We start from the raw sequence: 12,872 nt of genomic DNA, 5'->3' as shown, positions 1-12,872 counted from the left end.
AATTTGATTATTTTTTGTCTTGATTTCTCAGTCCATTATACTTACCCGCAAATATTTTGCTAAACATTCCTTCTGCAAATCCGCTTGTTGCTCGCCATGGCAATCTTAATAACAGCTTAATTGTTAGCAAATATTCATACATCTTGCTATTATATCTTCTCGCTCCTCCTTGCCTCTGTTCCCCTCCATAATATAACTCTTTTAAATATTCTTCACAAAATGTGAAAATTATTGTTCCTCTTTTCTTTAAACTTCTGTTATATTCTTTCCAGTTGCAAACTTTTTGTAGCTTTGACATACACACTTGTGGTTAAGTTTTTTGTCGATTTACTACTTTTCTTAGTTCGCAGCTACTTTTTTTATATCTACGCAACAAGGTCTTGCAGGAATGACGGTTTTGGTATCTATGTAACAACACTCGCTTGCAATGACAAGTAAGAATGCTAAGCTACTTTTTTACTATGGTTTAAGATAAACTTTTTTATTTTTTCAAAAGCCGTATTCTCTATTTGTCTAATACGTTCCTTAGAAATATTATACTCATTGCTTAGAATATCTAGAGTTTTAGGAGTATCCGTTAATTTACGCTCTGTAAAAATACGAAGTTCTCTATCATTTAAAATCTTCATAGCATTTGATAGTAACTTCCTTTTACTGGTAGAGTCTTGCTTATTAATAGCTATAGTTTCGGGAGTAGGGCGTGTTTCCGGTAATAGTTCTATCAGTTCTCCTGATTCTGCATCGTCGCTATTTATAGGGTTGTTTAACGATAAATCAGAACCTGAAATTCTAGTATTCATCTCAGAAACTTCATTAACCGAAACGCCTAGCTCATTTGCTATTTGTACGAAATCGTCGGCAGTAATAGCCCTTGAGTATAAATTGGTAATTTTATGCTTAATTTTATTAAGGCTAAAAAATAATTTTTTTTGTGCAGCCGTTGTTCCCATCTTTACTAATGACCAAGATTTTAATATATATTCTTGAATAGCGGCTTTAATCCACCACATTGCATATGTTGATAGGCGGAAACCAAGTTCGGGATTGAATTTTTTTACTGCTTGCATTAAACCTATATTACCTTCTGAAACCAATTCGGTAATAGGAAGACCGTAAGTTCTATAGCCACTTGCAATTTTTGCAACAAGTTTAAGATGGCTCGTTACTAATTTATGTGCAGCTTGTAAATCATTCTCTTCTAAATAGGATTTCGCTAATAAAAATTCTTCTTCTTGCGTAAGTGACGGAATTTTATTGATTTTCTGTAAGTAGCTATAAAATCCTGATTCGCTAGAGATTGCTAATGCATTAATATTATTAGTCATACCAACCTTACTATTTTTCTGTATACTAACATATATATGATCTAAAATAAACTTTTTCTAGAGTATTTTTAAATAAAATCAAATAATGTCTAAAAAATCCAATAAAAATTTAGCCTTTTCCTTGTTGGGATTAATAATTAGTATGGTATTACTAAGTGTTGCTTCCGTACCTATCTATAATCTATTTTGTAAAGTTACGGGATATGGAGGTACTACTGCAAAAGAAACGATGAGTGTATATTCTAAGGTAAAAGGCACTAAACCTATAATTATCGAGTTTGATGCTAATGTTGATAAAGATTTACCTTGGCGGTTTATTCCCAGGCAACAAAGAGTGCAAATTGTTCCGGGGCAGAATACTCTAGTGTTCTATGAAACGGAAAATCTAAGCAATAACGATATAATAGGTACTTCCGTATATAATGTTACTCCAAATAAAGCAGGAAAATATTTCGTAAAAATTCATTGTTTTTGTTTTGAAGAACAATTATTAAAAGCCGGCGAAAAAGTCTTAATGCCGGTTACATTTTATATAGATAAAGATTTTGAGCTTGACCCTGAAATGCAAGACATTAAAGTACTTACTTTATCTTATAGCTTTTTTAAAGTACGAGAGATATCGTCATTGCGAGGAAATACGAAGTATTGACGAAGCAATCTCAGGAGTTTGTTGTTATTTCATGAGATTGCCACGCTCACTAACATTCGCCCGCAATGACGGCACGGTATCCATGCAGGCAAAGCTAATCATTGATGCTCAACAACCCATTTACGAAGCCTAACAATCAGTGGAGTGTTTATAAGAGCTGTGGAAGGTAAAACTTTGCCGTTAGTATTAAAATTAATTATAGGTTCTATACCGTATATGCTATACCATGGCTTTAACGGTGAGCTATTTGAATATTTACGGTGAAACCAAGATAAGAAAGGTGCTGTTTCTTCATACTCTATTACTTTAACTGATTGCGGATTTTGGTGATATATAAGACTAAGCACCGATTGGTCGGAATGATGCCATTTATATTCATCGTAATTAGGATGAATATTATAATCTTTGCCTGAAAGAATTCTAATATCTTCACAACTTCTTAGCCATTTTTCAATAAAAGAGCGAGAAAGTGCAGTATTACGCACAACAATAACGGCACTCCAAATATGATCGTTATTTCTACATTCTTCGTTCAGACAATCCATTAAAGCAAAAGTTTCGCCTTTAACAAAACTACCGTTTTTACGATCGCGATCATGTACCAGTAATATATCATTATCGCCTAAAAGATTTGTTAAATTACTGATATGTTTTTTAATAACAAAAGCTGAATCTAAATATACTATAATAGCTCCTTCCGGTGCATTTTTCATTGTTTCAAGTATAATATAAGGCTTCCATAGCCATAACCCCGCTCCTGCAGGTTCATTAAAAATTTCTTGATTTTTTTCTATAAATGCTTGATTTATATGCTTTTTCTTATAGTTAAATATGAAATCTATACCTTTATTAATCGCATAGTGAGTAGTAGCATTTTGATTACGATAAACATATTCCGGACCGTCGGCATAAGAAACTAAATAAATAGGCTCTTTTATAGAATTCTGAATAAATAAATCTACTTTTTGTAATGATAAATCATTAATAAAACCTTGACGTGCATATTCTAAGATAATCAGTACGAAATAAATTAGAGCTAATGTAATAATCGTTTTGTATAATATTTTAAATAACATATGATTTTTGTATCCTTTAGGCTACATTATTGTAAGTTTCTCGTCATTGCGAGGAAAATTACGAAGTAATTTGACGAAGCAATCTCGTACTAAACTCCTGAGATTGCCACGCTCCTTACAGTCGCACGCAATGACGGTATTATAGCATTTTAATATATTAAAAGATAGCGTTGTAATTTAATTATAAATTTAGTATAATTTGCTGTTTGTTTAAGGTTGATATGATTAATTTAGGGGATAAGCCGTCTACTATAGTTGTCGCGATGTCAGGCGGGGTTGATAGTTCGGCGGTTGCCGCAATGTTGCATGAACAGGGACATAATGTTATAGGTATTACCTTGCAGCTATATGATCACGGTATGGCAGTAGGAAAAAAAAATGCCTGTTGTGCCGGTCAGGATATTTACGATGCTAAAATGGTAGCAAATAAGCTAGGTATTCCCCATTACGTACTTGATTATGAGAGTAAGTTTAAAGAGTCGGTAATAGATAATTTTGTTGATAGCTATTTACAAGGTGAAACCCCGCTTCCATGTGTGCAATGTAATAAATCGGTGAAATTCAGGGATCTAATTAAAACGGCTAAAGAGCTTGGAGCAGACAAGCTCGCTACCGGTCATTATGTACGAAAAGTAAATGGCGATAACGGAGCGGAGTTACATACGGGACTTGATCCAGCAAAAGACCAAAGCTATTTTTTGTTTACTACTACTAAAGAGCAATTGGAATATTTGAGCTTTCCCCTTGGGGAGCTTACTAAGGATGAAACACGTAGGCTTGCTAGTAAATTTGGGCTTGAGGTAGCAGATAAGCCCGACAGCCAAGACATTTGCTTCGTACCTGATGGAAATTATAAGAGTGTAATAAATAAAATACGTCCGGGAGCAAGCGAAAGTGGCAAAATTGTTCACGTAAACGGGTTTGAGCTAGGAGAGCATAGCGGTATAATTAATTACACTATAGGGCAACGTCGTGGCCTTGGTATAGCTTATAACGAGCCTTTATATGTAGTAAAGATTGATCCTAAGGACAATATAGTATATGTAGGACCGGAGTCTGCATTACATGTGCAGGAGTTTATAATTAAAGACATAAACTGGCTTGCAGATGAGATTAAAGATAATGAAAAGCTAGAAGTAGAAGTTAAAATTCGTTCGACAAGACCGCCTCGTCTAGCTGAAATAAGCAAACTCGACGATGATAAAATGAAAGTAAAATTTTTATCCGAAGAAAAAGCCGTTGCCCCTGGGCAAGCATGCGTTATTTATGCTGGCGAAAGAGTACTCGGCGGCGGATGGATTACTAGAGATATAAGGTAATTATTTTTGCATAAATCCGTCATTGCAGGAAAAACTGTAAGTTTTGACGAAGCAATCTCAGGAGTTTTGTTATTACTTCATGGGATTGCCACGCAGCCTATAGCTGCTCGCAATGACGAAAAAATTATTACATTAAGGAATACAAAACAAGCTCACTAAAACAGGAGAAACTAATGAGTTTTTTAAGAAAGAAAAGTTTTGAATCAGTAAAAGAGATAGGTAGCTCAAGCGGTCTTAGCAAGACGCTTGGAGCATTCGATTTAATATTACTGGGTCTTGGTGCAATGATTGGTACTGGCGTATTTGTCGTTACCGGCATAATTGCAGCTAAATATTCAGGACCTGCAGTAATGTTATCTTATGCGATTGCAGGTATTACCTGTATCTTTGTAGCACTTGTTTATACTGAACTTGCTGCAATGCTTCCGACTTCAGGAAGTATTTATACTTACTCCTATGTTGCATTCGGTGAAGTATTTGCTTGGATGATTGGTAGCGTCATAATTTTAGAATTAGGTGTTGCTGCAGGAATAGTAGCTGCAGGCTGGTCGGGTTACGTACAAGGAATATTAGCAGCAGGCGGAATCAATTTACCGAAAGAATTAACTACCGTACCGACAAATGGCGGTATAATAAATTTACCGGCATTTTTAATCTCGGTATTTATCGGATTTATTTTATATTTAGGTACTAAAGATAGTAAGAGACTAAATGCAATTTTAGTTTTCATAAAAATGGCTGCAATATTTGTATTTGTACTCGCTGCTGCTCCTCATTTCGATGCTACTAACTGGGGCAATTTTATGCCTTTCGGTTTTAGTAATGTTTTAGTAGGTGCATCTATTTTATTCCTAGCTTTTACAGGTTTTGGAACGATTGCAACCGCAGCTGAGGAATGTAAAAATCCAAAACGTGATATAATGATCGGTATTATCGGCTCGCTTGTTCTAACTACTATAGTTTATGTGACAATGGCAGGGCTTGTGACCGGTATTACACCTTTTGATCAGTTAAATAACGATCAACCACTTGCTTATGCTTTAACTATCAATAATAGCAAGATTGGCTCTGCTATTGTTGCAACCGGTGCGGTTTGTGGTATGATGACGGTGTTGATGATGAATATTTACGGTACTTCTCGTATTTTTTATGCTATTGCACGTGACGGTTTACTACCGAAAAGTTTTGCAAAATTGCACCCAAAATATGATAGTCCGTATATTACGATTGTAATATTTGCCTCTTTAGCCGCTATTCTTGGAGGATTTTGTTCTACGGAATTATTAACGCAATTAACTTCAATGGGAGCATTAATTGATTATATAACCGTCACAATAATAGTGGTATTATTTAGGATAAGATTACCTGAAGCACAAAGACCTTTTAAATGTCCGTTAGTATTTATTATTGTACCGTTTATTTTGATTGCTTGTGCTTATTTGCTATTTATTCAAATATATGACGGTGAATTTAATCTATTAACGGCAGGTCGTGCGTTAATATATTGGTTTATTACAATATTTGTTTTATATATTGTAAGATCGTTTTTTATAAAAAGAGAAGTATAGCTAATTCCAATGTCATCCTGTGGCTTGTACCATAGTACTGGACATTTTTCTTCTATGTCATTCCTGCGGAAGCAGGAATCCATCATAAAGCGAGATCAATCGAGCTCTTAAAAAAATCTTGTATAACAAGATTTTTAGCCTGGATCCCTGCTTTCGCAGGAATGACATCGAGAGCTTTTTAAAAACTGTCCGGTACTATAGAACGAACCACAGGGTGACACAGTATGCTTTGCCACTCCTCACTAATAGCCACACAAAACCACAAAATTAAGCAAATGACTGAAAAGCTGCAACCACTTCGAGGAATGAAAGATCTATTGCTGGATGATTATAAAGTTCACGACTATATAATTAACAAAGCAAGGGATGTTGGAGTATTGTACGGTTATAAGCAAATGAGTACCCCAATACTTGAGTATACAAAAGTCTTTAACCGCTCTATGGGCGAAAGTTCTGACGTAATCAGTAAAGAAATCTACAGTTTTTTAGATAAAAGCAATGAATCCGTAGCATTACGACCTGAATTTACGGCAGGTATTATAAGAAGCTTCATTTCAAACGGTTTGCAGCATAAACTACCCCTTAAACTTTTCTCTACTGGTCCTGTTTTTCGTTATGATAGACCGCAAGCAGGGCGTCAAAGACAATTTCACCAACTAAATTACGAATATATTGGTTCTAAAGGTGCTATTACTGATGCCGAAACTTTGAAGTTAGCAGTAGACATACTTAAAGCACTCGAAATAGAGCAGGATACAATCTTAGAGCTGAATTCCCTTGGATGTAGTGAATCAAGAAGTGCTTATCAGCAAAAACTGGTAGAATATCTAAATGACTTTAAAGATCAATTATCAGCAGAAAGCAAAATAAGGCTGATCAAAAATCCAATGCGGATCCTTGATTCTAAAAGTGAAATCGATCAAAAAATAGTAGCTGATGCTCCGATTTTATCTGAATATTATACCGATGAATCCAAAGAATATTTTGATGAACTGCTAAAATACCTTGATATTTTAGGCGTGAAATATAGTATAAATCCACGTTTGGTTAGAGGGCTTGATTATTACTGTCATACTGCTTTTGAATTCACTACGAAAAAGCTAGGGAGTCAATCCACTATTCTTGCCGGCGGACGTTATGACGGGCTTGCTAAAATCATGGGTAATAATGATGATGTGTCGGCTATCGGTTTTGCTGCCGGTATCGAGCGAATTGCTTTAATTCGGGAATATAATATATTTGAAGTAAAGCCGGTATTTGTATTACCTATAGGCGAAAATAATATTTGCTATGCTTTAGAAATTGTAGATAAATTACGCTTACAAAATATTTCTACTATTATAGATCCCGTAGGTAAAATAGCTAAAAGAATACAACGCGTTCTTAATGAAAATGCTCAATTTATTATTTTCATCGGTGATGAAGAGCAGGCAAATAATAATCTCAAGCTTAAAGATTTAGAAAAGCAAGAAGAATATATAGTAGATTTTGCAAAAGCTTTTGAGTTAATGAAGAAATATTAAATATTTATAACTTTTCTAAAACCTTTTCAATTATTCCTAAATTTAACCACGACATCTAAAAATATGATTATTATAAACGATTTAGCCATGAGTTATGGTGCAAGAATACTATTTACCGATGTAAATTTGCATATTAAAAATAATAAAAGATATGGTTTAGTAGATGCTAACGGAGCAGGTAAAACAACTTTTTTCAAGGTCTTGACTAAGGAAGAAGAACCGGCTTTCGGTGATATCAACATACCTAAGAACTCTAAAGTAGGTTGTTTAAAACAAGATCAATTTCTTTATGAAAATACTAAAATTATAGATACGGTAATAGCAGGAAATAAGGAGCTATGGAAAGCTTTACAGGAAAAAGAAGAGATATTAAATAGATAAAATGTAATAGTTGAGATTTAATCTTACATTTAGTAAAATTAAGATAATATTAAATGGAGGATTAGAGATGAATCTAAATCAAAAAATAATAAAGCCAAAAATAGGATTACTAGAATTAGCTAGGAGTCTTGGTAGTATATCGTCAGCATATAAAGCTATGGGTTACAGTAGAGACAGTTATTATAGGTTTAAAGAGTTATATGAAACAGGAGGAGAAGAAGCATTATATGAGATTAGTCGGAAGAAGCCAATTATAGCGAATAGAGTTGATCCTGCCGTAGAGAGAGCAGTATTAGATATGGCAATAGAATACCCTGCTTATGGTCAGCTGCGAGTATCAAATGAGCTTAAAAAGACTGGTATTCTTGTATCACCTGGAGGAGTTAGATCTATTTGGCTACGTAATGATTTAAATAATATCAATAAAAGACTTAAAGCATTAGAAGCCAAAATGGCTCAGGATGGTATTGTTCTTACCGAAGCTCAGTTACAAGTATTAGAGAAACGGCGTAGCGAGAAAGAAGCTCATGGTGAGATTGATACACAGCATCCAGGTTATCTAGGATGCCAAGACACATATTATGTAGGTAATTTTAAAGGCATAGGCAAGGTATATTCTCAAGTGTTTATTGATAGTTACACTCGGGTTGCAGAGGCTAAACTATATACTGATAAAACAGCACTTACCGCTGCTGACATGCTTAATGATAGAGTGTTACCATGGTATGAGAGTCAGCAAATACCAGTACTTCGTATTTTAACTGATAGAGGTGGTGAGTATAAAGGTAATATAGAACATCATGCTTTTGAATTGTTCTTAAGCATTGAGGGTATTGAGCATACTACTACTAAAGCATATTCTCCTCAAACAAATGGTATGTGTGAACGTTTTAATAAAACTATGAAACAAGAATTCTTTGATACTGCTATGCGTAAAAAGATCTATACTGATCTTGATGATCTACAACTAGATCTTGATATTTGGCTAGAATATTATAATAATGAAAGACCGCATTCCGGTAAATATTGCTATGGAAAAACACCTATGCAGACTTTTATGGATAGTAAAAAGTTAGCTGTTGAAAAGAATAACGAAATCTTATATCTTGAATACTCATCTGACAGTCATAACTTATCAGACATTCAGATATAATTTTTATAATGTCTGTAAGATTAAATCTTGACTTCTACAAATGATTGCCCTTGGGAAAGCTCAATATAGCTTTTAGAATTATATAAAATTTAATTATTTTTATACTCTAAGCGCTATATTGACTTTTTTTAATCTCCACGCAACAACGCCTTGCGAGAAAGGCTTGCTTGCGTAGACTCCCAGTCGTCATTGCGAGGAGCGAAGCGACGTGGCAATCTCATGAAATAATAACAAACTCCTGAGATTGCTTCGTCAAAATTTTCAATTTTTTCTCGCAATGACGATTTTTATACTATCTTATTCTTAAATTCTTCTAACTTATTCTCTAATATTAAATCAAAATTATCAGTAATTTTATCTATAGCTTGCATTGCTGTTGCATATTCGGATTTCAGGAAATTATTAAGTACGTAATCTGCTACATCCTGATTATTTTGCGGTCTACCGACTCCAATCCTAATTCTGTTATAATTATTACCTATAACTCCGTCAATCGATTTTAAACCGCTATGCCCGCCGTTACCGCCGCCAAGCTTAAACTTTATTCTACCTGTTTCTAAATCAATATCATCATGAATAACAAAGATTTTTGCGGAGTGGATATTATAATATGTTTTCACCGATATCACTGACTTACCGGACAAGTTCATATAGGTAGTGGGCTTTATAAAAACTATCTTTTGTCCATCACTAATAGTTTCAGCGATCTCACAATTGAATTTTTTCTTTATACTAAATGATGAATTATATTGGTTTGCTATTTTCTCTATAGCAATAAATCCGATATTATGCCTCGTATATTGATACTCTTTTCCTGGATTACCAAGACCAATAACAAGAATCATAATAATATACCTAATAAATATTAATGGAAAATTTTTGAAGAAATATTAATTTGGAAGAAGTATAGAATAATGTCATCCTTAACTCAGTATTACCTGCATGGATTGGTTTTTCGTCATTGCGAGAAGAATTACGTAGTAATTCGACGAAGCAATCCAGTAAAAATGCTGATTTACAGAATTTTTTTAATCTTTTTCTGGATTGCCACGTTGCTTCGCTCCTCGCAAGGCGTTGTTGCGTGGAGATTAAAAAAAGTCAATATAGCGCTTAGAGTATAAAAATAATTAAATTTTATATAATTCTAAAAGCTATATTGAGCTTTCCCAAGGGCAATCATTTCATTTAATATATTTATCTTAGTAATTACTTCGTTTTTTCTTCCTTTCTCTGTTTTTTGTTGTAAGTTAAAGCCAAACGTTCGCTTCAACCTAAACATAAACGATTCAACCCTTAACCTTTGATGATAGCCGCTATTAATTTTCCATGCTTTTAAACCTTCATCAAAATTTTTATATTCTCTAATTCCTTTTATTACTTTATCTCTGTAAGCTAAATGTTCTTTCTCTACCTTGCTTTTATTCTTTAATTCATCTTGTGACTTAGATGTTCGTGCTGGGGGCATTAAATCTTGTGCTCCCCAATCATATATTATCTTTCTAAACTCCTGCGTATCATAAGCTCCATCTGCTATAACGGTTTTAGCTTTGCCTGTTATCTCTTTGCTCATATCACCAACAACTTCACAGTCGTTTGTGTTACTATCCGTATAGGCTACAGATAGTACTTCCATACTATCTAAATCGACTGCTACATGTATCTTCTTCCACTGTTCTCTCTTACGATATAATCCATCCTTACCGTTATAATCCATCCTTACCGTATTTCCTTTGATGCCACCCACTGGTGCTATATACATTTACTCCGGTACTATCAAATACTATCTCTTTCCCTGAACCTTTCTCTTGTACTCCAATATTTTTTACTCGTAACTTTAGCTTACTAGCGATTCTTGATGCATGGGCATAATCCGGTATTCTTAAATCCTTACCCGCAAATATTTTGCTAAACATTCCTTCTGCAAATCCGCTTGTTGCTCGCCATGGCAATCTTAATAACAGCTTAATTGTTAGCAAATATTCATACATCTTGCTATTATATCTTCTCGCTCCTCCTTGCCTCTGTCCCCTCCATAATATAACTCTTTTAAATATTCTTCACAAAATGTGAAAATTATTGTTCCTCTTTTCTTTAAACTTCTGTTATATTCTTTCCAGTTGCAAACTTTTTGTAGCTTTGACATACACACTTGTGGTTAAGTTTTTTGTCGATTTACTACTTTTCTTAGTTCGCAGCTACTTTTTTTATATCTACGCAACAAGGTCTTGCAGGAATGACGGTTTTGGTATCTTGCCCGCTCACAATGACGATTTAAGTATCTAAGCAAGTCCTTATCGTGAGAATTATCTTACTACCCTGCTTCAACGGCTTGTTGTTCACCTTCAGCTTCAGTTTTTGCTCCTCTACGTCCTATAATAGTTGCAAGAATAAATTCTTTTTTAGTAGTAAAACTACATCCTTTCGGTAATTCTATTTTTGAGGATTTTAGCGAAGTAGCAATAGGCATATTAGTAACGTCGATAGTTACGTTTCTTGGGATGTTATTAACATCACATAATAAAGTAACTCTTCTTTTTACTATATTAAAATATCCGCCTCTTTTAACGCCTAAAGCTCTTTCTTTCCCTTCATATACTACAGGTACTTCCATTTTTTGAGTTTTCTCTTCTAAAAAGACAAAATCAACATGGCGAACTATATCCGTAACGGGATGTAATTCCACCGCTTTCGGTAATACTTTATATTTTTTCTTATCGATCGTTAAATTAATTAACTGAGAGATAAATGCCGGCTTTCTATAATATTTAGTTATTTCCTTTTCTTCCAAAGCAATACTAACAGGGGTTTTACCCGCTCCGTAAACAATAGCCGGAACACACCCTTCTCTTCTTAATGCTCTTGCCGCTCCCGTACCGAATTCCGTGCGGGATTTCGCTTCGAGTTCTAATATTTCGCTCATTATTTCAACACTTTAAACTTAAAAAAGATTATAATAGCTTCAATTAATATAAAATTCAAGTACTTTTAGGATACTATATAACTTAACTAATAATTTTCAGAGAGACGAGGTTTAATTTGGAGGAGAGCAAGGCGTTTTATATTTTTTGACCGCAGCGTAGATAAGCTACGTGAGGAACAAAAAATATAAAACGACGATGCTAGTTTTTCAAATTAAACGAGTATCTCACTCAATACCTAAAAATTTATGAGTCTGCAACGATAACCTAGCACCGCTTTCTAGGACTAATTTTACTACTAACTCATTATTTTCGGCATTAAGTCTTTGGTCGTTTTGATCCATAGGCTGAATAAAAACCGGTATATTATAAGAGGTTTGCCCTATTTCCGGTATGATGCTATATTCTAAAATATTTTTAGCAACAATAAATTTCACTGCACTAATTTTAGGTAATAAATCTTCCCTTATTTTACTATAACCGTTTTTACCGGCTTTCGGCGAACAAATTATAGACACTTCATTCGGCAAAGAGCGATATAACGTACCGTTAGTCTCTATTTGAACCTTAAAATCTCGGTCTAATAACTTCTGACATAATAATTCTATAGGTTGACGCATCGGCTCGCCGCCGGTTATTACTACCAAATTAATTGATTTTTCATTTTTAGAATTTAATGCTAAACTTTCTATTTTATTTAAAATCTCGGCTATATCTACTAACTCAAAATCTTCAAACTCCGTATCGCAAAAATTACAAGCAAGATTACACCCTCCAAGCCTAATAAAGATGGCGGGGTAACCTACAAAAATACCCTCCCCTTGTATAGTCTTAAAAATGGACTGTACCTCTAGCTTAGTACCGTCACCGCTTAATATGTTTCTTTTAGGATTTTGTCCAAACATTTTTTAATAATTTATTTATTGGTTAAGCACATTATAATACATTTTTATAAAAAAA

At 34.1% G+C, this 12,872-nt stretch carries 15 protein-coding genes; 6 read left to right on the top strand and 9 right to left on the bottom strand.

The window, feature by feature from the left end; all coding sequences use genetic code 11:
- Positions 1-7: 7 nt before the first annotated feature.
- Positions 8-298, bottom strand: coding sequence for a hypothetical protein (locus AC0ODJ_RS07365; protein WP_474465555.1), 291 nt, complete (start codon positions 296-298; stop codon positions 8-10).
- A gap of 145 nt (positions 299-443) precedes the next feature.
- A complete protein-coding gene (rpoH, locus tag AC0ODJ_RS07360; RefSeq protein WP_218460706.1) occupies positions 444-1,325 on the bottom strand; it encodes an RNA polymerase sigma factor RpoH in 882 nt (293 codons plus the stop codon).
- Between the two features lie 85 nt (positions 1,326-1,410).
- Here rpoH and AC0ODJ_RS07355 point away from each other — a divergent pair, with 85 nt between their 5' ends.
- Positions 1,411-1,974: a cytochrome c oxidase assembly protein gene (locus tag AC0ODJ_RS07355; protein WP_218460707.1), complete on the top strand. Its 564-nt coding sequence runs from the start codon at positions 1,411-1,413 to the stop codon at positions 1,972-1,974.
- A 98-nt stretch (positions 1,975-2,072) separates the two neighbouring features.
- Here the strand turns inward: AC0ODJ_RS07355 and AC0ODJ_RS07350 are convergent, their stop codons facing one another.
- Positions 2,073-3,050, bottom strand: a complete 978-nt coding sequence (locus AC0ODJ_RS07350) for a hypothetical protein (protein WP_218460708.1) — start codon at positions 3,048-3,050, stop codon at positions 2,073-2,075.
- A 221-nt stretch (positions 3,051-3,271) separates the two neighbouring features.
- Between AC0ODJ_RS07350 and mnmA the strand changes: the two genes are divergently transcribed.
- The 5 genes from mnmA (at position 3,272) to AC0ODJ_RS07325 (ending at position 8,994) form a co-directional block, all read left to right on the top strand.
- Positions 3,272-4,369: a tRNA 2-thiouridine(34) synthase MnmA gene (gene mnmA, locus AC0ODJ_RS07345; protein ID WP_218460709.1), complete on the top strand. Its 1,098-nt coding sequence runs from the start codon at positions 3,272-3,274 to the stop codon at positions 4,367-4,369.
- 173 nt (positions 4,370-4,542) lie between these two features.
- Positions 4,543-5,937 (top strand): amino acid permease, encoded by a 1,395-nt coding sequence (locus AC0ODJ_RS07340; protein ID WP_218460711.1) that lies wholly within the window; start codon positions 4,543-4,545, stop codon positions 5,935-5,937.
- Between the two features lie 275 nt (positions 5,938-6,212).
- Positions 6,213-7,460: a histidine--tRNA ligase gene (gene hisS / locus AC0ODJ_RS07335; protein ID WP_218460712.1), complete on the top strand. Its 1,248-nt coding sequence runs from the start codon at positions 6,213-6,215 to the stop codon at positions 7,458-7,460.
- 63 nt (positions 7,461-7,523) lie between these two features.
- Entirely contained in the window at positions 7,524-7,841 is a 318-nt protein-coding gene (locus AC0ODJ_RS07330; protein WP_218460713.1) for an ATP-binding cassette domain-containing protein, read from the top strand.
- Positions 7,842-7,908: 67 nt separating this feature from the next.
- On the top strand, positions 7,909-8,994 hold the full coding sequence (locus AC0ODJ_RS07325) for an IS481 family transposase (protein WP_121834048.1): 1,086 nt from the start codon (positions 7,909-7,911) through the stop codon (positions 8,992-8,994).
- 287 nt (positions 8,995-9,281) lie between these two features.
- Here AC0ODJ_RS07325 and pth read toward each other — a convergent pair whose 3' ends face one another.
- The 6 genes from pth to AC0ODJ_RS07295 form a co-directional block, all read right to left on the bottom strand.
- Positions 9,282-9,839: an aminoacyl-tRNA hydrolase gene (pth, locus tag AC0ODJ_RS07320; protein ID WP_218460219.1), complete on the bottom strand. Its 558-nt coding sequence runs from the start codon at positions 9,837-9,839 to the stop codon at positions 9,282-9,284.
- A gap of 299 nt (positions 9,840-10,138) precedes the next feature.
- Complete coding sequence (locus AC0ODJ_RS07315) at positions 10,139-10,708, bottom strand: transposase (protein WP_474465473.1); 570 nt, start codon at positions 10,706-10,708, stop codon at positions 10,139-10,141.
- Positions 10,698-10,982 (bottom strand): transposase, encoded by a 285-nt coding sequence (locus AC0ODJ_RS07310; protein WP_474464682.1) that lies wholly within the window; start codon positions 10,980-10,982, stop codon positions 10,698-10,700. The genes AC0ODJ_RS07315 and AC0ODJ_RS07310 overlap by 11 nt, the downstream gene beginning before the upstream one ends.
- Positions 10,964-11,137, bottom strand: a complete 174-nt coding sequence (locus AC0ODJ_RS07305; protein WP_474464565.1) for a hypothetical protein — start codon at positions 11,135-11,137, stop codon at positions 10,964-10,966. The genes AC0ODJ_RS07310 and AC0ODJ_RS07305 overlap by 19 nt, the downstream gene beginning before the upstream one ends.
- Before the next feature lie 168 nt (positions 11,138-11,305).
- Positions 11,306-11,914, bottom strand: coding sequence for a 50S ribosomal protein L25/general stress protein Ctc (locus AC0ODJ_RS07300; protein ID WP_218460761.1), 609 nt, complete (start codon positions 11,912-11,914; stop codon positions 11,306-11,308).
- A 225-nt stretch (positions 11,915-12,139) separates the two neighbouring features.
- Complete coding sequence (locus tag AC0ODJ_RS07295) at positions 12,140-12,817, bottom strand: 7-carboxy-7-deazaguanine synthase QueE (RefSeq protein ID WP_474465548.1); 678 nt, start codon at positions 12,815-12,817, stop codon at positions 12,140-12,142.
- Positions 12,818-12,872: the final 55 nt, after the last annotated feature.

It is taken from the genome of Rickettsia senegalensis (genome assembly GCF_056135685.1).
The sequence above is the reverse complement of the archived record's forward strand: the minus strand, read 5'-3'. Positions and strand labels throughout refer to the sequence as shown.

Excerpts from the sequence above, each read along its gene's own strand:
- AC0ODJ_RS07365 (WP_474465555.1), bottom strand. The coding sequence starts at position 298 with ATGTCAAAGCTACAAAAAGTTTGCAACTGGAAAGAATATAACAGAAGT.
- rpoH (WP_218460706.1), bottom strand. The coding sequence starts at position 1,325 with ATGACTAATAATATTAATGCATTAGCAATCTCTAGCGAATCAGGATTT.
- AC0ODJ_RS07355 (WP_218460707.1), top strand. The coding sequence starts at position 1,411 with ATGTCTAAAAAATCCAATAAAAATTTAGCCTTTTCCTTGTTGGGATTA.
- AC0ODJ_RS07350 (WP_218460708.1), bottom strand. The coding sequence starts at position 3,050 with ATGTTATTTAAAATATTATACAAAACGATTATTACATTAGCTCTAATT.
- mnmA (WP_218460709.1), top strand. The coding sequence starts at position 3,272 with ATGATTAATTTAGGGGATAAGCCGTCTACTATAGTTGTCGCGATGTCA.
- AC0ODJ_RS07340 (WP_218460711.1), top strand. The coding sequence starts at position 4,543 with ATGAGTTTTTTAAGAAAGAAAAGTTTTGAATCAGTAAAAGAGATAGGT.
- hisS (WP_218460712.1), top strand. The coding sequence starts at position 6,213 with ATGACTGAAAAGCTGCAACCACTTCGAGGAATGAAAGATCTATTGCTG.
- AC0ODJ_RS07330 (WP_218460713.1), top strand. The coding sequence starts at position 7,524 with ATGATTATTATAAACGATTTAGCCATGAGTTATGGTGCAAGAATACTA.
- AC0ODJ_RS07325 (WP_121834048.1), top strand. The coding sequence starts at position 7,909 with ATGAATCTAAATCAAAAAATAATAAAGCCAAAAATAGGATTACTAGAA.
- pth (WP_218460219.1), bottom strand. The coding sequence starts at position 9,839 with ATGATTCTTGTTATTGGTCTTGGTAATCCAGGAAAAGAGTATCAATAT.
- AC0ODJ_RS07315 (WP_474465473.1), bottom strand. The coding sequence starts at position 10,708 with ATGGATTATAACGGTAAGGATGGATTATATCGTAAGAGAGAACAGTGG.
- AC0ODJ_RS07310 (WP_474464682.1), bottom strand. The coding sequence starts at position 10,982 with ATGTATGAATATTTGCTAACAATTAAGCTGTTATTAAGATTGCCATGG.
- AC0ODJ_RS07305 (WP_474464565.1), bottom strand. The coding sequence starts at position 11,137 with ATGTCAAAGCTACAAAAAGTTTGCAACTGGAAAGAATATAACAGAAGT.
- AC0ODJ_RS07300 (WP_218460761.1), bottom strand. The coding sequence starts at position 11,914 with ATGAGCGAAATATTAGAACTCGAAGCGAAATCCCGCACGGAATTCGGT.
- AC0ODJ_RS07295 (WP_474465548.1), bottom strand. The coding sequence starts at position 12,817 with ATGTTTGGACAAAATCCTAAAAGAAACATATTAAGCGGTGACGGTACT.